Genomic DNA, 24,599 nt, shown 5'->3' with positions numbered 1-24,599 from the left:
CCCTTGGGGCGCCGAGGAGGCGCCGCTTTGAAGGTACCTGCCGCCGCACGTTCCTCCCCCTCGGGCTACCCGGTTATGTCCGGGAATGTAACCCGCCTGGCGCTGTTATCCACGGAGACGCAGAATAGAGCCCAACGAGTTCCCTAGCACGCCCCGGAGACCAATGGCTGTGCTCGACTACTCCTACCTGGACCTGTATCTCCCTCGGGACACCCCTCGTGAGGTGGCGAGGCAGATGCTCACCGAGCATGCCGAGCACGGGGACTGGGAACTGGAGCGGCTACGCCTTTATCCCGACGGCAGCAGGCGCGTCCGGCTGCGTCGGAAGATCATACGGGCCGCCAGGACCATGTGAGCCGCCGGGACGCGGACGCGCACGGTCAAAAGGGCTTTGCCCGTTCCCGGTCCGCCGGCGCGCGAATTGCTCGTGCGCCGACCCGTCTTTCGAAGACTACTCGGCAAATGAGCTTTGCCCGCCCCGGGCCGCGCCCCCGGAACGGGCAAAGCGTTGGTGCCTCCATCCACTGGCGGTGGTGAAGCGTCCTGGTCGCCCGCGCCGGGCGACACCGCGACGGCCGGTTCGCCGCCGCCGCGCCTGGCGCGGGCGAGTGATATCCCTCGCCTCCGTCAGCCGCGCGCCGCCGGATCACATCCGTGCGGCCGTCGCCGCCGGAGATGTTCCCGCGCTGACACGCGCGGCCGTACGGCTACTTGCGGCCGAACCGGAAGCGGCGGGTGACGGCGAACAGGCTCGCCGAAGCGGCGAACATGGCGCCGAGGGCCAGGGCGAGGAACGAGGCCGGGTTCATCCCGGTCAGGCCGACGGGCTGCTCGGCGCTCATCAGCTTGAGGCCGCTCAGCTTGCCCAGCGGCAGCACGTCGGTGCTCTTGCTCAGGTCGCCGGTCGGGAGGCTGCGCGCCGTGTCGGCGACGGGCAGCGAGGCGGTCGCGTCCTCCAGCGTCTGCTGGGCGGGCAGCGTACGGGTCGCGTCGCCGAGCACGCCGCCGGCCTTGGAGACGGCCGCCGGGGTGCTGCCGGCCTTGTTCCCGTTCTCGGCGGGGGCGCCGGGCAGGCTCGGCGTCTCCGGCAGGCCGAGCATGTTCGGCAGGTCGCCGATGACCGGAGCGGAGGGAGCGGCGGCGGCGCTCATCGGCTGCACCGTGTGCTTGCCGGACAGCACCGACGCACCCGGCATGGCGGGCATGACCGCGCCGCGGGCGGCCTTGTGCTGCGGGTGGGCCCAGTAGCCGTGGTGCTTCCAGCCGCCGCCCACCTGGGCACCGCCCAGGCACCCCGCGGCGGCGTCGCCGAGCACGGCGACCGAGTTGCCGCAGACGTTGATCGGCGCGGTGATCGGGGCGACGATCTGGTTGCCCGCGAGGATCCCGTGCCTGCCCGAGGTGATGTTGCCGCCCGCGCCGACCCCGCCGCCGAGAACCGAGGCGCCGCCCCGGCAGCCCGCCTGGGACCGGCCGATGACCGACACCGCGTTGCCGCAGACGTTGACGGGGGCCGTGATCGGGGCGACGATCTGGTTGCCCCCGAGGATCGAGCCACGACCGGACGTGACGTTGCCGCCGGCACCCCGGCCGCCGTGCTTGTTCCAGCCGCCGACCACCGTCGCGCCGCCGCGGCAGCCCGCGAAGGCGTCGCCGACGATCGCGACGGCGTTGCCGCAGACGTTGACCGGCACGGTGATCGGCGCGACCACCTGGTTGCCGCCGCCGACGCTGTGCACGCCGCTGGTGCGGTTGCCGCCCGCTCCGCCGCCGGACCAGCCGCCGTGACCGCCGTGGCCGCCGTGACCGTGGCCGCCGTAGCCGCCCTTGCCGCCGTGACCGGGCTTGGAACCGCCCTGGCAGTTGCCCGAGCCGTTGCCGCAGACGTCGGCCGGCGTGACGATCGGCGCGACCACCTGCGTGCCGCTGCCCACCGAGAAGCGGCCGTCGTTGTCGTGTCCCGTCGAGCCGGGGCGGTGCGTGTGACCGCCTCCGTGGTGACCGCCGTACCCGCCGTGGCCGCCGTGACCCCCATGGCCGCCGTGACCACCGTGACCACCGTGACCACCGTGACCACCGGAGCCGCCCACGGACGAGCCGCCGTGGCAGCCCGAGAACGCCTCGCCGATGACCGCGACGGAGTTGCCGCAGACGTTGATCGGCGCGGTGATCGGGACGACCACCTGGTTGCCGCCCAGGATCGAGCCGCGGCCGCTGGTGCGGTTGCCGCCGGCGCGGACGCCGTCACGGCCGCCGCCGACGAAGGCGCCGCCACGGCACCCGGCGGTGGCGTCGCCGAACACGGCGATCGAGTTGCCGCACAGGTTGATCGGCGCGGTGACCGGCGCGACCACCTGGTTGCCGCCCCCGATACTGTGCACACCGCTGGTGCGGTTGCCGCCCGCGCTCGAGCGCTGTCCCGAGCCCTTGACCGCCGCGCCGCCGCGGCAGCTCGCGTCGGACCGCCCGATGACCGACACCGCGTTGCCGCAGGCGTTGACCGGGGCGTTGATCGGCGCGACCACCTGGTTGCCGCCGAGGATGCTGCCCGCTCCGGAGGTCTTGTTCTGCCCGGCGCCCACGCCCGCGCCCTGCACGGCCGCGCCGCCCAGGGAGGAGGCCCGGGACTCGCCGACGACCGCCACCGCGTTGCCGCTGATGTCGATCGGCAGGGTCACCGGGATGTCGACCTGGTTGCCGCCGAGCACGGAATGGCTGCCGTCGGTGTCGGCGAAAGCCGTACCGCTGCCAAGGGCCATGACGCCGGCGGCCAGAAACGCCGCGGAAGCCGAGCCCTTCGCCCACGTTCGCATGATGAATGCTCCTAGTGGTTCTTCTAGGGGGTTACCTGACAGCTCGCGACGCATGTCCAGGCTGTATGAGCACAGCGGAGCCGTGGACGGTCACGAGGATGGAAGATTCCGCGTCACCCGCGGGAGCCTGCCGCCCGGGCACCACGAGCGAGGGCAGGCGGTGGCACCGGTCGCCGTACGACGGGGACCGGCACGAAGGCGGGATCAGTCAGGAGAGAAAGACGGGTCGTCCGCCGCTGTGCGGACCACCGGGGGAACAACCGCCGCCAGTGGGGCGGGCAGCTTGGTGAAGCGCGGTTCGAACACATCCCGCGCGACATCCCCGAACAGGATGTTTCCACCGCTCGACTGCGGGACCAGACCCTGGTCTGCGGGCGCGTGGTCCGCGGTGGAGGGCGGCGGGAGCAGAGGCTTCGACTGGCTCGTGAGCCCGTCGACCGTGCGCCCCGCCATCGCCTCGGCGTTCACCGAGACGTCGTCTGTCGCCGTGGGGAAACCGTCGGTGCTCTTCCCGTGAGACCCGGCCGCGCCCGGTGAGGACGTCAGGCCGAGGTCCGGACCTGTGAGACGGTCGGGAAGAACCGACCCGGCGACATCATGTGAGGGTGCGGCCCCGGCCACGGACGTCGCCGTGCCGAAGACGCCGAAGATCACGCCGAGCAGCCATCCGGCGGCGATCAGCCCGCCGATGACCAACAGGCGGCCCAGACGGGAACCGGCCGCGAACCGCGCCATCCGGCCCCGCTCGACGGAGCCGGGAGACGTGACGCGCACGCCGGGAGCGGCGGCGGGCCTGTCGGCCCCCCACTGCTCCTGCGACGTGCGCGTCACGCGACCTCCCCATACCGCTGAGTCGAACAGTCCGCCGGGTCAACCCGGAGCGGATCCAACCCCCAACGGAGAGTTACTGTAGCGGCACGGCACGTGATCGCAAGAGCTTTCTCAGCAGTATTCGAGGAAACGGTCAAGGACCCGGACGCCAAAGCGGAGCGAATCGACCGGAACCCGCTCGTCGACGCCATGGAACATCCCGGAGAAGTCCAAGTCTTCGGGAAGCCGCAGCGGCGCGAAGCCGTACCCGCTGATGCCGAGACGGCTGAACGCCTTGAGGTCGGTGCCGCCGCTCAGCGTGTACGGAACGGCCCGCGAGCCCGGGTCCTCCTCGTGCAGCGCGTCCGCCATCGCCTTGACCAGCGGGCCCTTGAAGGGGGTCTCGACCGCCACGTCGTGATAGACGAACTCCCGGGTCACGTTCGGCCCGAGCAGCTCGTCCACGGTCTGGAAGAACTCGTCCTCGTAGCCCGGCAGGAACCTGCCGTCCACGTGCGCGCTCGCGATCTGGGGGATGACGTTCGCCTTGTACCCCGACTGGAGCATGGTCGGGTTGGTCGTGTTGCGGAGAGTCGCGCCGATCATCCGGGCAAGCGGCCCGAGGGTGGCCACCGCCGCCTCCGCGTCCTCCGCCTTGACCTCCGTGCCGAAGACCTCCTCGAAGAACGCCTGCACGGTGGGCGTGAGCCTCACCGGCCACTTGTGGCGGCCGATCCTGCCGACCGCCTCGGCGAGCTCGGTCACGGCGTTGTCGTCGTTGAGCATCGAGCCGTGCCCGGCCCTGCCCTTGGCGGTCAGGCGCATCCAGGCGATGCCCTTCTCCGCCGCCTCGATCAGGTACAGCCGGCCCTTCTCGGTGGTCACACTGAAGCCGCCGACCTCGCCGACGGCCTCGGTGCAGCCCTCGAAGACCTCCGGGTGCCGCTCGGCCAGCCACTGGGCGCCGTAGTGCCCGCCGGCCTCCTCGTCCGCGGTGAAGACGAGCACGACGTCCCTGGGCGGCCTGCGCCCCTCGCTCAGCCGCCGCCGCACGACGGCGAGGATCATCGCGTCCATGTCCTTCATGTCGACCGCACCGCGGCCCCAGACACACCCGTCGGCGATCTCGCCGCTCAGCGGGTGATGGGTCCAGTCGGCGGCGTCGAACGGCACGACGTCCAGATGGCCGTGGAGGACCAGGGCGTCCCTGCTCGGGTCGGCGCCCTCGACACGGGCGACCACGTTCGCCCGCCCGGGGTCGGACTCGAGGATCCGCGGCTCCAGGCCGACCTCCGACAGCTTTCCGGCCACGTACTCCGCGGCCTCACGTTCCCCGGGCCCCGCGTTGTCCCCCGCGTTGACCGAGTCGATGCGGATCAGGTCGCGGCACAGCTCGACGACCTCGTCCTCCCCGTAGCGTGGGGTCATTGCGCCTCCTCCTGCCGGCGGATCCGTCCGAGGTCCGGCCCGCCCTTTCACGTCGTACGGCTCGCGCCTCCATCCTGCCGCCGTACGGGCGTGGCGTTCACCCCCGGGCACCCCCGGGCACCCCCGGGCCGCCGCGAGCCGCGCGGGGCGGATTCCCGGTATGAAGCAGGGCGGAGAGAGTGCTAACCTGTATCCGCCGACGCGGGATGACGATCCTGCGTAAGGCACCACGTCCGGGTGGCGGAATAGGCAGACGCGCTAGCTTGAGGTGCTAGTGCCCAGTGATGGGCATGGGGGTTCAAGTCCCCCCTCGGACACAAACCTCTCATCATGTGAGGGCTGAGAAGCATCTCGGCCCTCACTTTCGCTTTTCCGGGGTGATAGGTCAGCCGCAGACCGAGGCGCTGGTAGACCGGCGTCTTGAGATCGACCGGGGCCTCGCTGATGGCTCTGTCCTCGCGCGGGTAGACGTTGCGGAGGTGTTCCAGCTTGTTGCCGATCGCGTACTCGCGGGGGAAGGTGCAGCGGAAGATCCTCCGGACGACCGGAGCGGCATACGGTCGTCGCACGGCGGGCGGCTCATCTCCAGCACGAGCCGAAGCAGCGCCCTTCCCACCTCCGGCGACAGCTCGGCCGGCAAGTCCGGCAACTCGACGTCGACGTCCCGTCCCGGATCCTGCCGCCCCGTTTCCCGATCAGGCCGACCCAGCGGCGAATAGTCCTTCGCGACCCGCGTCCGCTTCAAGGGAGGCCGTGGACAACCTGCGAGTTCCCGATCGCAGGTCATCAGTGGCGGGCGACGCTCCGGCAATCCATGTGCCGGCCTTCTTCAGTCGCCGGCGGCCGGCGCCTCATCGGCGCCGAGAATCCGCAGGATGTCGACCAGCGTCGACAATTGCTCGGGAGTGAGGGGTCTGAACAGCTCTTCGGCCGCCAGTTCATAGCTGGTCGTCCAGTCCTGGGCCAGGGCGGCCCCTTGCTCCGTTACTCGGAGGAGTACGGACCGGCGGTCGTCCGCACTGGCCTGGCGTTCGAGCAGGCCGTCGCGGACGAGCGCGTCGACCAGGGTGGAGGCGGTCCCCTGGGCGATGCCGACCGCGAGAGCGAGTTCGGTCAGCCGGACAGGCTGCGAACGCGCCACCTCCACCACCAATCGGGACCGCGGCGTCGACACCCCGTGCTCGCCCAGACGCTCGTTGAAGTGACGTACGAGAACCTTCGCCGTACGGCTGAACTCGTCGGCGACCTGTGCCGCGGTCAGGCCCTGGTTCGCGTGTGGCATCGCCCACCTCCCACTTGACGCACCCATCGTACGAGGTTACATTGACGCCAATGCATTGATATCAAACCATTCGACGTCAATGTATGTACGCGGAGCGGCCGGTTGCGTGCCGAGCGACAGCGGAAACCGGGCTTGCACGAAGAGTGCGTTCTCAATCACCAGGAGTCGAAGAATGAAGATCTTCATCACCGGCGGCAGCGGATTCGTCGGCGGAACCCTCGTCCATCGCCTCGTCGCCGAAGGACATGAGGTCATGGCACTGGCCAGATCGGGCTCGAGCATCCAGCGGGTACGCGCCGCCGGAGCCGATCCCGTCCCCGGCGATCTCGCCGAGCTCAGCCGGGCCGGCTCCCCCGCGCCGACGTGGCTCGCCAAGCTGCGCGAGGTCGACGCGGTCGTGCACGTCGCGGCCCAGATGGAATTCTGGGGGCCCGACTCGCTCTTCGAACAGGCCAATCACGTGCCGACGGTCGCCCTGCACGCCGCGAGCGTCGCGGCCGGGGTGCGACGCTTCGTGCTCATCAGCGCCGCGTCCGTCTCCACGGGCAGCCAACGCCGCCCCGTCGTCGACGAGTCGACACCGGAAGGCCGGCCGAACATCGCCTACAGCCGCGTCAAGCTGGCCACCGAGCGCGCACTCCTGAACGCCCGCAGCGGGAAAACCGAGCTGGTGGTGCTGCGCCCGCCGTTCATCTGGGGCCGCGGCATGACGACGATCAACGAGATGGTCGAGGTCGCCGAGGCCGGACGGTTCGCCTGGATCGACAACGGCAAGCACGTCGTCGACTTCGTGCACGTCGAGAACCTGGCCGGTGCCGCGATCCTCGCGCTCACGCGGGGCCGCCACAAGGGGGTCTACTACGTGACGGACGGCACGCCGATGCCCATCCGGGACTTCCTCACTCCCCTGCTGGCGACCCGCGGCGTGGATCTGTCCAAGAGCCGCAGCGTCCCCCTGGCGATGGCGGCGCCCTTGGCGGCGATGATGGACCGCACGGCACGCCTGCTTCGCCGGAAGTCGGCGCCGCCGCTGACGAACTGGCTCGTGAGCTTCACCGGGCGTGACCGTTCCTACGACATCACCACCGCGAGGAAGGAGCTGGGCTACTCGCCTGACGTGACGCTGGAGAAGGGCCTGGCGGAGATGCGCTTCTCGTGAGGTGACGACCTCTCGGTCTCCCCGCCTTCGCCGTGGATGCGGTGCCTCGCGTTTCCCGTACGCGGTCCCTTGACGCACCGTCGTCCATGGCAGGCCCGGAGACGGCCGGATGTCGGCCGGGCTCAGTAGGTGTAGAAGCCCCCCCGGTCGTGGTGCCGAGCTTGCCCTTGTCGATGTACTGCTCCTTGAGCGCGGCGGCGAACGCCTGGACGTTCGGGTCCGGCGTGCCGGCGGCGACGTGGTAGGCGGTCTTCAGGCCGATGACGTCGAGGGTCTGGAAGGGACCGAACGGGCGAAAGGTGCGTTCAGCCTCGGTCACGATGCTTATGGAGATGCGGTGGTTGACGTCGGCCGCGAAGCCTGCTTCCCAGCCGGACAGCTTGCGCAGGAGCCGCTTGGCGGACTTGGTGCCCTTGCTTTGCAGGCGGGCGCGCAGGCGGCGGTTGCGGTGCCGTACCTGGTTCAGGTGCCTGCCCACGTGGACGGCGCCGTCGCTGGTGGTGGCGATGTTCGCGATCCCGAGGTCGACGCCGAGGAACCCGTCCGGCTCGATCAGTTCGGGCTCGGGAACCTCGCAGGCGGTCGCCCGTGTTGCCCGCATCCCAGCGGCACATCCACCGGCGGGAACCACAGATCACATTGCGCCAGCTCGCCGGGGAGATAGCTGGTCCGCGACGCCGGGTCCGGCGGCGCATACAGCGGCCGCAGTTCCCGGATGCGTTTCTTCAGCACGGTCAGCCCCCGCTGCCAGCCGATCCGCTCGGCGATCACCGTCTGCCTCATGGGCCTAGATCGGGAAGGTGCTGAGCGTGGAGGACTGGGCGGAGATACGCCGGCTGCATAGAGCCGAGCAGATGCCGATGCGGGCGATCGCCCGCAAGCTGGGCGTGGGTCGCAACACGGTGCGGCGGGCGCTGGAGTCGCAAGGACCCCCCAAATACGTGCGCAAGCCGTCCGGTCAGCCACGCTACATGCGAGCGCGGCCACGATCCGCCAGCTGGGCCGACAGTGACGGCGGCGCTCCAATACTGGACCAGTGTCGACGCTCGAAATGCATGTGCCTGAACGACACGACCGCCGCGATCAGCGCCAGTAGCGCGACACCCGCGATCGTCGTACGCCGGATGCGGCGAACAGCGTGAGTGCTTGGCTCTCCCACCACTCAGGCTTCCCGACCAGGGAGAACAAGAGTGGTGGACGTCCGCGCGTCCGGTCCGTTACATCCCCGCCATCCTGCGGTCGGCGCTTCAGGCCGCCGTCGATGCCGAGCCTGCCCTTCTCGCCAAGAACCCCGCTGACAAGGCACACCCGCCTTCTTTCTCCGACATCACATACAGCGCCGTGATCTTCGCGGAGGTGAGGGAAGCCAGAGGGATGCTGCCGATGTACGGCTTGAGGTGCAGCCGGATGTTCTTCTTGTACGAGGCGAGGGTGCTTTCCGCCTTCCGCAGACCGCTCACCCACTCGTTGCCTGGCCTGCTCCTGCGTCCGAGCGAGGGGCGCCGGTGATCTTCGAGGTTCCGCATGGCCCAGGGGCGTAGGGCGGCGCTTTCGGGGGTGAAGCTGCTAGCGGTCGAGGACTGTCAGGTGGCGGCGGGCGGTGCTGGCTGCGACGGGCTCCATGGAGTCTGGAGCGTAGGGGCGAACCAGGTTCTCGCCGGAGGAAGCAGGAGCAGAGTCACGATGAGCGCTGACCAGGGTGCGGTGAGGACCCAGTCAAGGGTGTCCTCAATCAGAAAGTGGATGAAGTCGAGCAAGGGGATGGCGAGCTGGACGGCGATGGTGGCGAGACGGACCCGCGGGCGTCGGGTGTGCCACTGATTCGCCAACCAGCCGGCAGCGAGTGGCGGGAGGTAGACGAGGGCGTAGAGCAGGTCCTCAAGGAAGTCGTTCGGGTCGAGAACCAGCCCCAGGATGAGCAGAACGACGCTGATCAGGGCGAGTGTCGCCTGGAACCAGATCAGGTTCCGGACGACCCTTACAGACAGGGGCATACTGGGGGATCTACTCTCAGTTCTCGGAAGCGCGGCGGAGGCGTCCGCGCGGACGGCTCGCCGTACCAATAGTCCCATTTCTTTTGAGGCGGTTGATCGCGTCCGCTCGGGGCAACGAGGAGCGGAATCCGGGGCCGCACCTGATACTTCGCGTGATACCGCCGCCTATGTATCCGGATGCTTTCCGGTGTGCACAGCAGAGATCGGAGAGTGCTCCGCAGCAGCTCACGGCGGTTGCGGGTGTAGCCGCATGGCCCCCGGAGTCCCCCAGGTGCCGAGAGTTCATGACGCCCTCGACGAAGCACGCCGCCCGGTTCTCGACAGTCTCTCGGGGATCGACCGCATGAGATTTACCGGCCTTGATCGGGAGCCGCGGGGCGGCTCAGCCGTACCGGAGGATGAAGTCCTTTTCCGAGTCCTCGCTGTCGCCCATCATTCGGCCGACCGCCCACATGCCGCTCGAACCGGGGATCGCGCCGATCGTCGCATTCCGCACCGGAAGCCCCAGCTTGGGGCCGTACGACGTGGTCCAGGCGCCCTGCACATACCGCATGAAGAGGACCTGCTTCGGGTGGGAGGGGTCGACGCCGCTCACCCAGATGTTTCCGGAGGCGTCGGCGGTGAGGCCGGTGATGCGGCCCTTCGACACCGGGAGGGGCACCTGGCTCCACGACTTGCCGTCGAAGTGCAGCGCGAGCGGCTTGAAGTCACTCCAGTCGTAGGGGTTGCCGATCTGACCGACCGCCCAGACGTCGTCGGCGCCGATCGCCCGCACCTGGTTGAGCTTCCCCTCGGGAATCGCCGGGGTCCGGCTCTCCTCCCAGCGGACCCGGCCGCCCCGCTCGGTCCCCCGCACGACCAGCGGTCCGGTCTTCTGCGAGCCCACCGCCCAGATCTCACCCGTCCCGGGACGGGCCGACAGCGCGGCGAGCGAGCCCTTGTGGATGTACTCCCTGGTGAACCCGGCGCTGCTGCTCCAGCTCAGGACGACCGCACGGTCACCGGTCTCGCTGAGACTTCCGGTGAACCACACCCGCCCCCGGCCGATCCCGACGTCGGACAGGCTCGTACTCCCGGCCTTCCCGAACGGCCGGTACATGCTCCAGCTCCTGCCGTTCCAGTGCCCGACCCGTACGCCCAGTCCGTTGCCGACCACCCAGACGTCGTGGGCGGAAGCCGCGCTGACGGCGTTGAAATGGTGGAGATCCGAGTCGTACCCCGTCGGCAGCCGGTAGGCGGGCATGGTCGCGCTCTTCCACTGGGTGCCGTTCCACCGTGCGATGGCGGGGCAGCTCACGGCCTTCTCCCGCCCGCAGCCGTACCCGACGGCCCACGCGTCCCGCGGGCCGGTCGCCGTCACGTCCATCAGGGCACTGCCGTCGGGCCCGAGGGCCGCACCCTTGACGACCCGCCACTGCACTGGGGCCGCCTGCACGGTGCCAGCCCCGATCGTGAAGCCGGCCACCGGGACGGTCACGACCGAGATGGCGACGGCGAGCGTGACGCGGGCCGAGGCGCGAGGGATGTCCATGGCAGGGGTCCTTTCGTCTGGAGTGGGACAGACGCAGTCTGAGACGGACCCCTTGCAGTCCCCTTGATCGGCGATTACCGCCACCCTCACGAATTCACCGGCACGCCGGCGATCGTCACCTGTCGTCACAAACGGCAGTGCACCGCTCCGGGCGACGACCTTCGTCAGCAGCCCCGTCCGGCTACCGCCCGCGGCTCCTGCTCCCCGGCGGTCCCGGGAGATGACATGAAGGCCTCCCGATAGCGCGGCACCGAAGCCGCTCGCAGGTGTCGCCGTCTACCTGAGCTACGGCAAGGGCTATCCGATCAGCCGCTACGAACCGGGCAAGGGGTTCATCAAGCTCGGCAGCGCACCGGATCTCACCTTCCAGGTCGCCGCCTCGCCCGACGGCACGAAGCTCGCCTGGGTCACGCTGGACCGCCTGCCGAAGGGCAAGCTCCACATCGGGGACGGGAGCACGTCGAAGGTCGTGGCCAAGGGAATCGCCGCCAACTTCCCCTGCTTCACCCCGGTCTGGTCCCCGGACTCCGCCCGGGTCGCCTTCTTCGGCAAGCACGTCAACGCCAAGAGCGGGACACCTCTCATGGTCATGAACGCGGACGGCACGGGCGTACGCAAGGCGGGCGCTCCGCTTGGCGCCTGCCACCTCGCCTGGTCCGCGGACGGGCGCCACCTCGCGGGGGCGGCCGGCGACGGCGTCTTCGTTTTCGATGTCAAGACCGGGCGGTCGGTCCGGGTCAAGGGCATCAAGTACGCGAACCACGTGCACAGCCTGTCGCCGGACGCCAGGAAGGTCGTTGTACACACGTTTTCGAGGAATGACCCGGAAGGCGACTACGTCTGGCCGATCGGGTCCACCCCGACGATCGTCGACACCGTCACGGGCAAGCGGGTTCCCATCCCGGTCAAGGGGACGAAGATGGGCGCGTTCTACCTCCCCGACGGCCGTCTGGTAGTCCGCGTCCGCGGCCGCACTCACAACACCCTGGTCGTGCTCGACTCGGCCGGCCGGGAACTGCAGCGGCTCGCCGAGCCGGCGAAGGCGCGGAACCAGGCCCTGCTCCAGATCGTGAGATGACCCCTGCCGCCTGTCCCCGGGGACGGGCGGGTCAGCGGGTGTCGTTCAGCCAGCGAAGCACCTGCCGAGAATGCTGGTCGGGCGGCGCCGGCGTGGAAGGCCGGCAGCTTGAGCGCGTCGGCGAGGCCGGCCTTCGTGACCAGGCGGCCCCAGCGGGGGCTACGGGCGCAGGCCTGAGCGATCGCAACGTCGCGGCTCGACACGCCGCATCAGAGAATGACCAGGACATTCAGCTAGAAATGCCGGGAGAGCGGACAGTTTCATGGCGCTCGGTCAATTGCTGAGCCATCCACGCCTACGACTGAAAGGCTATGGTGTGTTTCAGTTCGGAGAGGGGACGAGGCGTGACAACTGGTGATGAGGTATCCCTGCCAGTATGGACACTCGCCACTGAGGCCTTGAGCGTGCCGGACGTGCTGGGCGATGAGGGCATGACACCGGCCCGGCTCGCAGAACTGAGAACAGTCCTGGCGGCACTTGCGGATTCCCCCATCGCCACGCTGGAAGCGCATCCGATACCAACCAGGCGCGACCGGAACGGCGGAATTCCGCTCCATGCGGCCAGCCCGCTCGCTCAGCAGTTGTCGCACCTCGTGGCTCAGACAGCGAAGTCGGCGCCTCCGACACTGAACGTCGCCGCCACCGGTGACGTGCTCTACCGCATGGTGGTGCCAGCGAAGGTCGCCGCACAGGTCGGTAAGGGTCTCGTCCAGCCCATGAAGGCATCCGCCGGAGGTGTTCACAGCGCGCTGGTCAACTCCAGTGGCCGCATTACAGCCGGCGCCAGGTTTGTGCCCGTCAGCGCCGGCAATCCCGCTTTCGCAGGTGCTGCTGCTGGTGCTGCGACCGGCTCGGCCGGCACAGCCGGTGTGGCCGCGGCCACCGCCGGAGCGTTGACCGTGGCCGCGCCACTTGTGCTGATGGCCGTCTCGGTCGGCGTCAGCGCCTACGCCGATCAGCAGCGTCAGAAAGCGATCGAGCGGATCACCGACCTCCTGGAGCAGTTACACGAAGACAACCTCGAGGACGAACGCAGCGAGTTGGACGGTTGTCGTGACGCGATCGACAAGGCGACGTCGATCCTCCTCGACCAGGGCAGAATCGGCCTGTCGCTAGGGCTGGACACCTCGTCGTACGCGATCAGCACGGCGATCGAACGAGCCAGGCGTCGGCTCAAGAAATGGCAGGATGCGCTGGCCAAGCTGCCCGACGGTCCTGTCGAGCTTGACGTATTGGCGAAAGCAATCCCCGGTGTCAACGAGGAAGGCGGAGCATTCCGCGCGCACCTGGAGCTTGCACGACTCGCCATCGCCCTCAAACGCCGGGTGCTCGTGCTTCAGGCGGTTGAACACGCTCAACTGGCGGGCACGGACAATCCGTTCAAGAGCTTTGTCGCATCGCTGCACGACGACGAGCGTCGCGTCGACGAGTTGGAATCAGCCATCAACTCCGTCCTTCTTCGACTGTCGACTCTCGAATTGAAGCGTGACGGCGGTTTCCTGAGCATCATGTTCACGCAGCGCGAGGTCGACGACCTACTCAAGGCCGTATATCGACTTCGCGCCTTGGGCGACGGCCTCAACGTGGGAACCCACCAGGCTGATGTCGCGATCGAGATCGAACGAAGCAGCGACGGATCGCTCGTGGTGTTCCCGGCGATCGCTGCCTGACCGGACGCCACGCAACGCGACCATGCACCCCCATAGCACCAGGAAGGCCGAATCGGCTCGCCGCAGGGTCAGGCCGCCAGCTCGGCAGGGGTGACGGTGCGCAGGAAGGGCACGGTGAGCGCGGCGACCGCCAGGGCGAACACGGCGAACGCCAGGTGAAGACCGAATGCCTCGGCGAGGAGCCCGGCCAGGGCGGCGCCGAGTGGAAGGGTGCCCCAGCCGAGCAGGCGCGCGGCGGCGCCGTACCTGCCGAGGAGCCGGTCGGGAACAAGCGCCTGGGATATGGTCCGCGCGTTCACCGTCCACAGGGTTCCGCCCATGCCGCCGACGAAGGCGGCGGCGCCGACCGTCCACGCGGCCGGGAGCAGCGCCGGCACGGCCATCATCAGGAACGTGCCGACGAGGTCGGCGAACAGCGCCCAGCGCACCCCGAGCAGTCGGTTGACCGCCGACGTGAGCACGGCGCCGACGAGGCCGCCCACGCCGATGGCACTGACCAGCAGGCCGTACCCGGCCGAGTCCAGCTCCAGTACGGACGCCGCGTAGGACGGCAGTAGGGCGAGCCAGGCGCTCCAGCATCCCGCCAGGACGGCGATCGTCAGCGAAAGGGTGCGCAGCAGCCGATGGCGCCACAGGAAGGCCAGTCCCTCGCGGACGTCGTCGACGAGGCTCGCCCGGCTCACGTGCTCCTCACGCGGCCCCGTCCCGGCTGAGGGCCGGAACCGGCCGGCCAGCAGGGTCATCAGCATCGCACCGGCGGCGAACCCGGCGACGGTGGAGCCGAGCGCGACGCCGGCCCCGACGCCGACGAGCAGGCCCCCCACCGCCGGCCCGCAGAATTCGTTGGCGAGCGTCTCCACCCCCGCGATCCAGGCGTTGACTTTTGGCCGGCGCTCCGCCGGGACGGCCGCGGGAACGACGGCGCCGACGGCGGTGTTGGCCACCACCTCGGCGAGGCCGACCACAAGCCCCACGGCGTACAGAACCGGCAGCAACGGCGGCCCGGCCGTGCCCATGGCGAGCACCGCGACGAACAGCGCGGCGACGGCCGCCAGCCGGAGCAGGTTCGCGACGACCACCAGCCGGCGGCGATCGGTCCGGTCGGCGAGCAGGCCCACCGGGAGCGACGCCAGCAGCCATGGCAGCGTGAGCGTGAGCCCCACCCCCGCCACCTGCCCCACGGAGCCACCGGCCGCCACGGCGAGCATGGGAAGCGCGATCTTCACCACGCCGTCGGCCAGATTGGTGACCGCGGTGAAGCCCACCAGCACGGTCTCGTTCCGGCGGCTCGCCCGGTTTCGCGGTGCACCCCGTGTCACCGTCACAGCCACGCCACCTCCAACCATCTATCAGTTTAGATGGTTGGATATTAACCAGCTATCTCGGTAGATGGAACCAGTCGAGGTGACCAGGCGGATCCGCGACCTCGGAGCCGGCCGCCCACGCCCACCCGCGCGGTCGATTTCTACCCGTCTATGGTGGTAGGTGGTGATATTTCGGCCATCTATCCTGGTAGATGGAATACGGCGCAGGCCCCGAAGGAACGAGCAGAGCGATGACAGACCCATCGGCCCACGCGGCGCTGATCCGTGACTTCGCCAACACGATCGACGTCGAAGACGGCACGGACGCGATCGCCACGATGGAGGGGCTGACGACCTGGGCACGCGATCGGGGTCTGGCCGGCGACGTGGACGAACGGACGCACGCGCAGGCGATCGCGTTGCGCGCCGGTCTGCGCGCACGCCTGCTGACCAACAACATCGGCGCTCCCGACACCCCGGAAGCGGCCCGGGCCATCGGTCAGGCGCAGACCGTGCTGGATGCGCTGCCCCTCCGAGTACGGCTGGGGGCGGCATCGGAGCCCGGCGACCCGCTGATGGGCGAGGGTCCGCTTGCCTCGATCGGCGCCGCCTGGGCCCTGGTCGTGGCCAACGGGGAGTGGCGGCGCCTCAAGATGTGCCCGGATCACTCGTGTGAGTGGGTGTTCTGGGACGGCACCCGCAGCCGCACCCGGCGCTGGTGCACCATGAGCGTCTGCGGCAACCGGGCCAAGGCCCGCGCGTACGCCGCCCGCCGCAGGCCCGTACGCGACTGATCCGCAGACGGGGACCGCCCGCGTCACGCCTGCCTCATGCCGCCCTGGAGACTTCGTCGCCGGGTGCCCCGTCTGAGCTCGGCACGGGGGGAGGCAGGGCCTGTTCGCACCAGATGGTCTTGCCACTGGTCGTCTGCCTCGTACCCCAGCCCTGCGTGAGCTGTGCGACCAGCAGCAGTCCGCGCCCTCCCTCGTCGAAGACGCGGGCCCGGCGCAGATGCGGTGCGGTGTTGCTGCCGTCCGAGACCTCGCAGATCAGTGTGCGGTCGCGGATCAGTCGCAGCTGGATCGGGCCGGTCCCGTGGCGCATGGCGTTGGTGACCAGCTCGCTCACCACGAGGCCGGTGACGAACTCCATTTCGTCCAGTCCCCATACGAGGAGCTGGTCGATGGCGAGCTTCCTGGTGCGCGCGACCAGGGCCGGGTCAGCGGGGACCTCCCACATGGCGACCTGGTCCGGGGAGAGGGCTTCGGTGCGTGCGAGGAGAAGGGCCGCGTCGTCAGCCGCGCGGCCGTCGAGCAGGGCGCCGGTCACGGTGTCGCAGATGTCTTCCAGTGACGCCGTCGGCAGCGCCAGGGCACGGCGCAGCTCGGCGAGGCCCTGGTCGATGTCACGGTCGCGGGTTTCGACCAGGCCGTCGGTGAACAGGGCGATGACGGTGCCCTCGGTCAAGCGCAGCTCGGTGGTTTCGAAGGGCAGGCCGCCGACGCCGAGAGGAGGGCCGACCGGGCCGCGCACCAGTTCCGTGGTGCCGTCGGGAGTGAGCAGAACAGGCAGCGGGTGACCGGCGGTGGCCAAGGTGCATCTGCGTGAGACGGGGTCGTAGACGGCGTACAGGCACGTGGCGCCCAGCTCGGCGAACGCGGCCGTGTCGCCTTCCGCCATGCCGGGCTGTTCGTCGCTGGTGAGGTGGATGACCAGGTCGTCCAGGTGGGTGAGGAGCTCGTCAGGCGGCAGGTCGACGTCGGCCAGGGTGCGTACGGCGGTGCGCAGCCGGCCCATGGTGGCGGCGGCGTGGATGCCGTGGCCGACGACGTCCCCGACGACGAGGGCGACCCGGCAGCCGGACAGCGGGATCACGTCGAACCAGTCGCCGCCCACCCCGGTCTGCGCGCCCGCCGGCTGATAACGGAAGGCGATCTCCACCGCCGGCTGCACGGGCAGCCGCTGGGGCAGCAGATTGCGCTGCAGAGTCAGCGCGGTATTGCGTTCGTGGGCGTAACGGCGGGCGTTGTCGATGACGACGCCCGCCTTGGCGGTCAGCTCCACCGCGTGGGACAGGTCCTCCTCGTCGAATCTCCCGGGCAGACGCGAGCGCCAGAAGCTGACGACGCCCATCCGCACCCCCCGGGCACCTAGCGGGGTCGTGATCAGGGAATGGATGCCGTGGTCCAGGATCCGAGCGGCCGCTTCCGGATCCCGTGACCGCCACGCGGCGGAAGCCCGCAGATCGGGCTCGAGCAGGGCGAGGCCACCGTCGAAACTGCGGGCCTGAGGCGTGGGCGGGGCCCACGTGATCAGCACGCCGGGCGGGTGGAACGACCCGGTGTTCCGAATGCATCCGATGGCCACCCGGCACAGCATCTCGCCCTCGTCCGGCCGGTGGTCATCGCCCCGCAGGACGGCCACCGCCAGGTCGACCGTGACGAAGTCGGCGAACTCAGGGACCACTACCTTCACCAGTTCTTCCGCGGTCCGCCTCACATCGAGGGTGGTGCCCACCGCCGTGCTGGCGTCGTACAGCAGTTTGAGGCGCCTGTGCGCCTTCTCGGTCAGCTCGCGGCTCTCCTCCAGCGAGCGCCCCATGCTGTTGAACGCGACTTCGAGCTTGCCGATCTCGCCCGCACCGGTTTCGGGCATGCGCGCCGTGAGGTCTCCGTCGGCGAGCCGGGAAGCGACGGCGGCCGCTTTGCGGACCGGCCGGACGATCGACCGGATCAGGTAGGTGTCGAAGAGAAGGATGAGCAGGATCGATCCCGCTACACCGACCGACGTCGCCGCGGTGGCCCGGACAGCGGCATCGGCGGCACGCTCTTGCCGCGACGCGAGAAGTTGATTCTCAAAATTCACGAAGCGCTCGAATTGGCCCCTGATCGCGTCGACACGGCGCTTTCCTTCTGCCGTCACCGCCACGGTTCGGGCGGATGCCGGATCTCGCCGCGCGGCCTCCACGGTCGGCACCGAATAGTCACGGATGTAGGCCTCGACGGACTGCTTGATCTGGCGCGCCCGGTCTCCCTGCGCGGCGCTCTGGGCGCTTGCGAGCCGCTCCAGGGTGGCCGCCTGCTCGGGGATGGAGGCACGGGCTTGTCTCCATGGTTGCAGGAAGCTCTCGTCGCCGGCGATGACGAACCCCCGCTGACCGGTCTCAAGGTCGATGACGAGCCTATGGAGGTGGTTCGCGGTCGTCAGCACATGCCTGGAGTGGTTTGTGAGATGCACCGCCTCACGAAGACCCGAAATCGCCGGCAGGAGGAACGCGAAGGCGCCGCTGATGAGGCCCAAGATCAGCATGCTCACCACGATCGTCCGCCGGGTCAGTCCGCCTTTTCCCTCGGCCCATCGCGTACGACGCGAACCGCTCACCCGCATGGCATGCCTCGTGACCAGCAGGAATATCGTCTACTTCGTCATCCTACGACTATGACTCCTTCGCTCCGGGAAGGGAGCGGCCGCAGGCCCCACGACGGCCGGAGCGGGCGGGGTCAGCGGAGCGCCAGCTCGGCGACCCGGCGAGCGAGCAGACGGGCGGGGTCGACGACGGGGACGGGGACGCGCGAGGCGTCCAAGGCCAGGACGATCTCGGTGCACGCCGCGACGATCCGCTCGGCGCCGCGGTCCACGAGGGAGCGCGAGACCTCCTCGAGACCCAGCCGGTGGGCCGGGCCGGCGGCGCCGCTCTTGACCGCGCCGATGGCCGCCATGACCCGCGGCTGGTCGGGCTCGCCCGGCTCGATCACCGCGACGCCGCGCCGCCGCAGCGCCTCCGCGTACAGCCCCGCGCGCAAGGTGCCCGTCGTGGCGAGCACGCCCGCCGCGCGTACGCCGTCGGCGGCGAGGGCGTCGGCGGTGACCTCGATGATGCTGGCCAGCTCCAGCCCGGCCTCGTCCGCGAGGCGGGGGACGAACGCGTGGGCGGTGTTGCACGGCACGGCGAGCACCTGGCACCCGGCCCGTTTCAGGCCCTCGATGCCGCGTCGCAGGTACGGGGTCGGGTCCTCGCCGTCGCCGATCAGACTCAGGGATCGGTCGGGTACGCGGGGGTCGCCCCAGATGACGACGGGCACGTGACCCTGGTCGCAGGTCGCCGGCGTCTCCTCCACGAGCTTGCCGTAGAAGTCGACCGTGGCCGCCGGTCCCATGCCGCCCAGGACGCCGACCAGACGGGGCTCGCTCACCGGCCGCCTCCGGCCAGCTCGCGGACCCGCCGGGTGCCCCAGAACCGAGTCATCGAGATTCGTCCTCTCCCCGAATACGACGGGTGCCGCCGCACGGCCGCGGAAGCTTCCGCCGCCCCGTGGGCTCCCCGTGTCGTCCCTCGCGCCGCCCCGAAGGCCCGTCCGCCCCGAAGGCCCGTCCGTGCCGGAGGCCCGTCCGTGCCGCAGGCTTCGGCGCCGTACGGCCGGCCGGGGCGCACCGCGACGGCCGCGCGCACAAGGATCGGTCTATAAGGTGATCCGAGCACAAAAATGCAGCAAAGCGTCATTGAAGGGGTATGCGTGCAGGATTCCGACAGAGAGCAGCCTGGGTTGTTGTCGGAGGCCGACCTCGAACTGATCGACGCGCTCCAGATCAACCCGCGTGCGAGCTGGGTGGACATCGGGGCGGCGATCGGCGCCGATCCGGCGACGGCCGCGCGGCGCTGGCAGCGGCTGAACGCCTCGGGCGAGGCCTGGACCACCGTCGCCCTCGGCCGGCGCCAGATGCACGAGACGAGCATGGTGTTCCTGGAGATCGACTGCGAGGCCGGAGCCGCGGTCGAGGTCGCGGGCCGGCTCGCCACGGCCGGGCATCTCATCACCGTGCAGCACGTCGCCGCGGGCCACGACCTGTTCGTGATCGCCGTGGCCGCGTCGATGCCGGCGCTCGCGGACTACCTGCTCACGGACCTGCCGCGGATGCCGGGAGTGGCGAAGGTGCGCACCCACGTCGCGACGCGCGTCTTCGAGGCCTCGTGCCGCTGGCGGCTGCGCGTGCTGTCCCCTCGTGCGGCGGCCGCGCTGGCGCGGCGGCCCGGCCCGCCGGAGTCGACGAGGCGGATGGACGCACTCGACCGCCTGCTGTTCAAGGCCCTGCTGCCGGACGGCCGGGCCGGTTACTCCGAACTGGCCCGGACCGTCGGCGTGTCCGAGCGCACGGTGCAGCGCAGGCTCTCCCGGTTGGTCGCGACGGGCGACATCGACTTCCGCTGCGACCTCGCGCGCTCGCACGCGGGCTGGCACTCCTCGGCCGTCCTGTGGCTGCGGATGCCGGACGGCCTGCTGGAGGAGACGGGCCGGGCGCTGCTCGGCTGGCCGGAGACCCGCACCTGCGCGGCGCTCGCGGGCACCCGCAACATGCTCCTCACCGTGGGCCTGCACGAGGTCGCGGACCTGCACCCGCTGGTGGTCCGCCTGGAGGAGCGATTTCCGCACGTGACCGTGGCCGACCGGCAGATCGTGCTGCGGCAGGCCAAGCTGTACGGCCGGGTCCTCGACCGGCTCGGCCGCTGCACGGCCGTCGTGCCGGTGGACCCGTGGGCCCTGCCGCGGCACGCCTGAAGGGTCAGCGTGGCTCGGGGACGCCGCCGCCCCGCGCCTCCCGGCAGAGCCCGGCGCGCAGGACGTCCGCCTCGCGGCGTCCCACGACCTGCAGGTCGCCGACCGCCAGCGCGGGCAGGCCGAGCGCGGACACGACGGCGGTGACGCGGCCGACCTCGCCGCGTACGGCGGCCTCGTCGCACCCGAGCCGGGGCGCGGGGCCACCGAGCGTCGGCGTGATCAGGAGATCGATCCCGGACATCTCCGCGGAGAACCGGGCCCTGACCGCGTCGAGATCCTCGACCGCCCGGCGGTACTCCCGGTGGCCGATCCCGCCGGCGCCGTCCAGCTTCCGCCGCACCCCCTCGCTGTAGCTCCCGGCCGCCCTCGGATAGGTGGCCTCGTGCGTACGGCGAGCCTGCGCGCCCACGATCGTCCAGTACGGCGGGAGGATCTCGTACGGCAGGGCGATCTCGCGGACCTCGGCGCCGAGGTCCGCGAACTCCCCGGCCTGCGCGCACCCCTCGGCGACGCCGACGACCAGCCCCGCCAGCGAGTCCGGCGGCTCGACCGCCTCGCCGGAGAGCACCCGCCACACGTGGGCGCAGTCGGCGACCGAGGTGGTCATGGGCCCGACGACGTCGAACATGGGGGCGAGCGGCGCGACTCCCCCGGACGGGACGGCGCCGGCTCTTGGCCGCAGGCCGACCACGCCGCAGCAGGCGGCCGGGATCCGTACGGAGCCGCCGGTGTCGGTGCCGAGGCCGAACCTGGCGATGCCGGCGGCGAGGGCCGCCGCCGTGCCGCCGCTCGATCCGCCGGGGGACAGGTGCGGGTGACGCGGGTTGCGCACGTCGCCCCAGTGCGGGTTCTCGCTGGTGACGCCCCAGGCGAACTCGTGCTGGTTCGCCTTGCCGACCAGCAGCGCCCCCGCGCGTTCCAGCGCCTCGACACAGGGGGCGGTGGTCAGCGCCTCCTCGCTTCCGTACAGGGCGGAACCGCGGGTCGTGGGGAGCCCGGCGACGTCGATCATGTCCTTGACGACGAAGGTCCAGGCCCACAGCTCCGGCGGGACGCCGGGCGCGGGACGCTCCTGGCCGGCGAGCCGTTCGATGACCGGCTCGGCGCCGGCCTCGATGAGGATCGCGTGCCCGCTGTGCAGGCGGATCGCCTCGGCGGACCGGGCGATCGCCGCGTCGCGTTCCGCGACCGCCTCGGCGGACCCGATGATCTCCGGCTCGCGTTCCATGGTCGGGGGCCTCCTCAAACGCCTGCTCCGGCGGCGGGGAGCCGTCCGGCGGGGCGGCGCGGCGGGGTCGTCACCAGCCGCACCGAGATCCGGCAAATGGTGACATATCTCCCGTTTCACGTCGAACCTCGGAAGGCCTTCGCCGAGCCGGCGCGCGCCTCACCGGGGGCGACCCCCCATCGCGTACGGTCAGACCGCCAGGGCGTCCAGCAGGGACAGCAGGCGGGCGCTCTCCCGCTCCGGGCGGGCGAGGGCGAAGATGCTGCGGCTGGTGTTCAGCCACGGCACGTCGGCCACCACGACGCCCGGGCCGTGCCCGCGCAGCGCGAGGTCAGGGACGAACGCGGCGCCCATTCCCGCCTCGACCATCCTCAGTGTGATCTTGAAGTCGTCCGCGTGGCCGGCGATCCTGGGGTGCAGGCCCCAGCGCGCGAACACGCCCTCGAAGAAGGAGGCGTCACTGCTGCCCGGGTGGTGCGTGATCCACGGCAGATCGACGAGTTGCTCGGCCCGGTACGGCGCCAGGTCGCACCACCCGGCGGGCAGGACGATCTTGTAGCGATCCTCGGCGATCCAGCGGCGGCCCAGTGCCGACGGCCACGAGAGGCCGGAGTTCCCCACCTGGTAGACGATCGCCGCATCCATCTCGCCTCCGGCGCCGAGACGCGGGATGAGCTGGGAGGACTCGGCGACGGCGACCTTGACGCCGGCCCGGTCCCGGTCCTCCATCCGCCCGAGCACGCCGGTCAGCACATCGGCGAAGCTGGGGAAGATGCCCAGGTGGATCCGCCGCTCGCTGTTGCGGTGCACGGCCTGGACGGTGGCGATCATCCGTTCCATGTCGTCGAGCACGGCCGCCGCGTGCCTGGCCAGCACCTCGGCGGCGTTGGTGGGCAGCACGCTGTGCGCGGACCGCTCGAACAGGCGCACGCCGATCTGCCGTTCCAGCGCGGCCATCTGCTGGGAGACGGCCGACGAGGTGTACCCCAGCCGGTTCGCCGCGGCGGCGAAGGAGCCGAACTGTACCACCTCGCGCAGAGTGCGGAGATGTTCCGGCTTGAGCATTAGCGTTCCTTGCTCTCAGGGTTGCCAAATGTCGTGTTTATAGCGCTTCCTACTTCTTTTCGCCACTTCTACAGTGATGGGCCACCGTTCCCGAATCCTTCTGAAGGTCACATGAGCATCCGCGTGTACCGCAACGCCGCCATCCACACGGGAGCCGGCGGCGCCCCACCCGCCCAGGCCATGGCCGTGGACGGCGAGACGCTGCTCGCCGTCGGCACGGAGGCGGAGGTGCGCGAGGCCGCGGGCCCGGGCGCGGAGCTGATCGACCTGGACGGCGCAGCCGTGCTCCCCGGCCTCTACGACGCGCACATCCACACGGCGCAGTACGCCCAGAGCCTCGGCGCGGTGGACCTGCGCGACGTGCGGTCCCTGGACGAGGCCCTCGCCGCGGTGGCCGCGCACGCGGCGCGGCTGCGGCCGGGCGCCTGGCTGTTCGGCGGACGGTGGAACAGCAACACCTGGAACCCGCCCGCCCAGCCGGACCGGTACGCGCTCGACTCCGTGTGCCCGGACCTGCCGGTCGCGCTGCCCAGCGTGGACGGTCACACCGTGTGGGCCAACTCGGCGGCGCTGCGGCTGGCCGGCATCGACGCCGGCACGCCGGACCCCGTGGGCGGCGAGATCGTCAGGGACGCGAACGGAGAGCCCACCGGCATCCTGCGCGAGGCGGCCTCGTACCCGCTGCGCGACCTCATGGTCTCCCCCGACCTGCGCGACCTGCTCCGTGCGGCCCAGGATGAGCTGCTCGCGCTCGGCCTGACCAGCGTCCACGACATCGACGGCGAGGACTGCCGGGCCGCCTACCTGCAGCTGCGCGACGCGGGCGAGCTCAAGCTGCGCGTCCACAAGGCGATCCCGATGGTCCACCTGGAGGCGGCGATCGCCGAGGGCCGCCGCACCGGGCAGGGCGACGACTGGGTCCGCACCGGCCCCGTGAAGATCTTCAGCGACGGCGCCCTGGGTTCGCACACCTGCCACATGAGCGAGTCCTTCGCCGGCGAGCACGGCAACAATGGCATCGCCGTCACGCCGTACGAGGAACTGGTCGCGCTGTTCTCCCGGGCGGCGGGAGCCGGCATCGCCGTCGCGACGCACGCGATCGGCGACCGGGCCAACCACCTGGTCATCAACGCGTACGAGGCGGTCGGCCAGACGCCGGGGCTGCGGCACCGCATCGAGCACGCCCAGCACCTGCGGCCCGGCGACCTGGCGCGGATGGCGCGGCTGGGCATCGTCGCCTCGATGCAGCCCGTGCACTGCACCAGCGACATCGACCTGGTGGACCACCTGCTGGCCGGCCACGAGCTGGCCTCCTACGCCTGGCGGGGGATGCTCAACGTCGGCGTGGCGCTGGCATTCGGCTCCGACGCCCCCGTCGAGCACCCCAACCCCTTCGCCGCGCTGTACGCCGCGGTGACCCGCACCCGGACCGACGGCACCCCCGTCGGCGGGTGGCAGCCGGAGCAGCGGCTGAGCATGGCCGAGGCCGTCACCGCCCACACCCTGGGCGCGGCCTACGCCGCGGGCGAGGAGGAGCGCAAGGGCGTCCTCACGCCCGGCAGACTCGCCGACTTCATCGCAGTGGACACCGACCCCTACCTGGAGTCACCCGAGGCGGTGCTGCGCACCAAGGTTCTGACCACGGTCGTCGGCGGCGAGGTCCGCTGGCGGCGAATCTGAAG

The 24,599-nt window shown here is 70.5% G+C and carries 20 protein-coding genes, 1 tRNA gene and 2 pseudogenes; 9 read left to right on the top strand and 14 right to left on the bottom strand.

Annotated elements, in window-relative coordinates:
- Positions 1 to 163 precede the first annotated feature (163 nt).
- Positions 164 to 355 (top strand): DUF5703 family protein, encoded by a 192-nt coding sequence (locus tag HHX30_RS21600; RefSeq protein ID WP_211592314.1) that lies wholly within the window; start codon positions 164 to 166, stop codon positions 353 to 355.
- Positions 356 to 707: 352 nt separating this feature from the next.
- On the opposite strand, the gene HHX30_RS41845 is transcribed toward HHX30_RS21600, so the two are convergent.
- From HHX30_RS41845 to HHX30_RS21585, 3 genes are all read right to left on the bottom strand, one after another.
- Positions 708 to 2,813, bottom strand: a complete 2,106-nt coding sequence (locus tag HHX30_RS41845; protein WP_169983768.1) for a chaplin family protein — start codon at positions 2,811 to 2,813, stop codon at positions 708 to 710.
- Between the two features lie 204 nt (positions 2,814 to 3,017).
- A complete protein-coding gene (locus HHX30_RS21590; protein ID WP_310742328.1) occupies positions 3,018 to 3,644 on the bottom strand; it encodes a hypothetical protein in 627 nt (208 codons plus the stop codon).
- 111 nt (positions 3,645 to 3,755) lie between these two features.
- Positions 3,756 to 5,051 carry a M20/M25/M40 family metallo-hydrolase gene (locus tag HHX30_RS21585; protein ID WP_169983767.1) on the bottom strand — a complete coding sequence of 432 codons (1,296 nt, stop codon included), beginning with the start codon at positions 5,049 to 5,051 and terminating at the stop codon, positions 3,756 to 3,758.
- Positions 5,052 to 5,282: 231 nt separating this feature from the next.
- Between HHX30_RS21585 and HHX30_RS21580 the strand changes: the two genes are divergently transcribed.
- Positions 5,283 to 5,368, top strand: a tRNA-Leu gene (locus HHX30_RS21580).
- Positions 5,369 to 5,880: 512 nt separating this feature from the next.
- Here the strand turns inward: HHX30_RS21580 and HHX30_RS21575 are convergent.
- Positions 5,881 to 6,333 carry a MarR family winged helix-turn-helix transcriptional regulator gene (locus tag HHX30_RS21575; RefSeq protein WP_169983766.1) on the bottom strand — a complete coding sequence of 151 codons (453 nt, stop codon included), beginning with the start codon at positions 6,331 to 6,333 and terminating at the stop codon, positions 5,881 to 5,883.
- A gap of 172 nt (positions 6,334 to 6,505) precedes the next feature.
- Here HHX30_RS21575 and HHX30_RS21570 point away from each other — a divergent pair, with 172 nt between their 5' ends.
- Positions 6,506 to 7,492 (top strand): NAD(P)-dependent oxidoreductase, encoded by a 987-nt coding sequence (locus HHX30_RS21570; RefSeq protein ID WP_169983765.1) that lies wholly within the window; start codon positions 6,506 to 6,508, stop codon positions 7,490 to 7,492.
- Here the strand turns inward: HHX30_RS21570 and HHX30_RS43780 are convergent.
- Both HHX30_RS43780 and HHX30_RS21560 read right to left on the bottom strand, forming a co-directional pair.
- Positions 7,413 to 8,093 (bottom strand): transposase, encoded by a 681-nt coding sequence (locus HHX30_RS43780; RefSeq protein WP_211592313.1) that lies wholly within the window; start codon positions 8,091 to 8,093, stop codon positions 7,413 to 7,415. The two genes, HHX30_RS21570 and HHX30_RS43780, sit on opposite strands and share 80 nt — an antisense overlap.
- Positions 8,084 to 8,275: pseudogene (locus tag HHX30_RS21560) on the bottom strand (IS21 family transposase); the annotation flags it as partial. The gene HHX30_RS43780 and the pseudogene HHX30_RS21560, both read right to left, overlap by 10 nt.
- Before the next feature lie 17 nt (positions 8,276 to 8,292).
- On the opposite strand from HHX30_RS21560, the pseudogene HHX30_RS41830 reads away from it, so the two are divergent.
- Positions 8,293 to 8,451 (top strand): annotated as a pseudogene (locus HHX30_RS41830) (helix-turn-helix domain-containing protein); the annotation flags it as partial.
- A 288-nt stretch (positions 8,452 to 8,739) separates the two neighbouring features.
- On the opposite strand, the gene HHX30_RS21550 reads toward HHX30_RS41830, so the two are convergent.
- From HHX30_RS21550 to HHX30_RS21540, 3 genes are all read right to left on the bottom strand, one after another.
- Positions 8,740 to 8,952, bottom strand: coding sequence for an N-terminal phage integrase SAM-like domain-containing protein (locus tag HHX30_RS21550; RefSeq protein ID WP_169983764.1), 213 nt, complete (start codon positions 8,950 to 8,952; stop codon positions 8,740 to 8,742).
- A 123-nt stretch (positions 8,953 to 9,075) separates the two neighbouring features.
- The gene (locus tag HHX30_RS21545) at positions 9,076 to 9,486 is read right to left on the bottom strand and encodes a hypothetical protein (protein WP_169983763.1); all 411 of its coding nucleotides are present in this window, start codon (positions 9,484 to 9,486) and stop codon (positions 9,076 to 9,078) included.
- A gap of 382 nt (positions 9,487 to 9,868) precedes the next feature.
- Positions 9,869 to 11,017, bottom strand: coding sequence for a hypothetical protein (locus HHX30_RS21540; protein ID WP_169983762.1), 1,149 nt, complete (start codon positions 11,015 to 11,017; stop codon positions 9,869 to 9,871).
- Between the two features lie 469 nt (positions 11,018 to 11,486).
- Here HHX30_RS21540 and HHX30_RS21535 point away from each other — a divergent pair, with 469 nt between their 5' ends.
- Both HHX30_RS21535 and HHX30_RS21530 read left to right on the top strand, forming a co-directional pair.
- The gene (locus HHX30_RS21535; RefSeq protein ID WP_169983761.1) at positions 11,487 to 12,095 is read left to right on the top strand and encodes a hypothetical protein; all 609 of its coding nucleotides are present in this window, start codon (positions 11,487 to 11,489) and stop codon (positions 12,093 to 12,095) included.
- A 404-nt stretch (positions 12,096 to 12,499) separates the two neighbouring features.
- Positions 12,500 to 13,765: a hypothetical protein gene (locus tag HHX30_RS21530; protein ID WP_211592310.1), complete on the top strand. Its 1,266-nt coding sequence runs from the start codon at positions 12,500 to 12,502 to the stop codon at positions 13,763 to 13,765.
- Between the two features lie 68 nt (positions 13,766 to 13,833).
- Here the strand turns inward: HHX30_RS21530 and HHX30_RS21525 are convergent, their stop codons facing one another.
- Entirely contained in the window at positions 13,834 to 15,090 is a 1,257-nt protein-coding gene (locus HHX30_RS21525) for an MFS transporter (protein ID WP_211592309.1), read from the bottom strand.
- Positions 15,091 to 15,320: 230 nt separating this feature from the next.
- Here HHX30_RS21525 and HHX30_RS21520 point away from each other — a divergent pair, with 230 nt between their 5' ends.
- Positions 15,321 to 15,863, top strand: a complete 543-nt coding sequence (locus tag HHX30_RS21520) for a CGNR zinc finger domain-containing protein (RefSeq protein ID WP_169983758.1) — start codon at positions 15,321 to 15,323, stop codon at positions 15,861 to 15,863.
- A gap of 34 nt (positions 15,864 to 15,897) precedes the next feature.
- Here the strand turns inward: HHX30_RS21520 and HHX30_RS21515 are convergent, their stop codons facing one another.
- Positions 15,898 to 18,378, bottom strand: a complete 2,481-nt coding sequence (locus tag HHX30_RS21515; protein ID WP_169983757.1) for a SpoIIE family protein phosphatase — start codon at positions 18,376 to 18,378, stop codon at positions 15,898 to 15,900.
- Between the two features lie 191 nt (positions 18,379 to 18,569).
- On the bottom strand, positions 18,570 to 19,262 hold the full coding sequence (locus HHX30_RS21510) for an aspartate/glutamate racemase family protein (RefSeq protein ID WP_211592308.1): 693 nt from the start codon (positions 19,260 to 19,262) through the stop codon (positions 18,570 to 18,572).
- 321 nt (positions 19,263 to 19,583) lie between these two features.
- Between HHX30_RS21510 and HHX30_RS21505 the strand changes: the two genes are divergently transcribed.
- Positions 19,584 to 20,624 carry an Lrp/AsnC family transcriptional regulator gene (locus tag HHX30_RS21505; protein WP_169983756.1) on the top strand — a complete coding sequence of 347 codons (1,041 nt, stop codon included), beginning with the start codon at positions 19,584 to 19,586 and terminating at the stop codon, positions 20,622 to 20,624.
- 4 nt (positions 20,625 to 20,628) lie between these two features.
- Here the strand turns inward: HHX30_RS21505 and HHX30_RS40765 are convergent, their stop codons facing one another.
- Together HHX30_RS40765 and HHX30_RS21495 are read right to left on the bottom strand one after the other, a co-directional pair.
- Positions 20,629 to 21,852, bottom strand: a complete 1,224-nt coding sequence (locus HHX30_RS40765; protein ID WP_211592307.1) for an amidase — start codon at positions 21,850 to 21,852, stop codon at positions 20,629 to 20,631.
- Between the two features lie 189 nt (positions 21,853 to 22,041).
- Positions 22,042 to 22,917, bottom strand: a complete 876-nt coding sequence (locus tag HHX30_RS21495) for a LysR family transcriptional regulator (protein ID WP_169983755.1) — start codon at positions 22,915 to 22,917, stop codon at positions 22,042 to 22,044.
- A 111-nt stretch (positions 22,918 to 23,028) separates the two neighbouring features.
- On the opposite strand from HHX30_RS21495, the gene HHX30_RS21490 reads away from it, so the two are divergent.
- The gene (locus tag HHX30_RS21490; RefSeq protein ID WP_169983754.1) at positions 23,029 to 24,597 is read left to right on the top strand and encodes an amidohydrolase; all 1,569 of its coding nucleotides are present in this window, start codon (positions 23,029 to 23,031) and stop codon (positions 24,595 to 24,597) included.
- The last annotated feature ends 2 nt before the right edge of the window (positions 24,598 to 24,599 follow it).

Origin of the sequence: Microbispora sp. H10836 (genome assembly GCF_012999525.1) — a bacterium.
Taxonomy (GTDB): domain Bacteria; phylum Actinomycetota; class Actinomycetes; order Streptosporangiales; family Streptosporangiaceae; genus Microbispora.
This window is presented reverse-complemented; position numbering and strand designations above follow the sequence as displayed.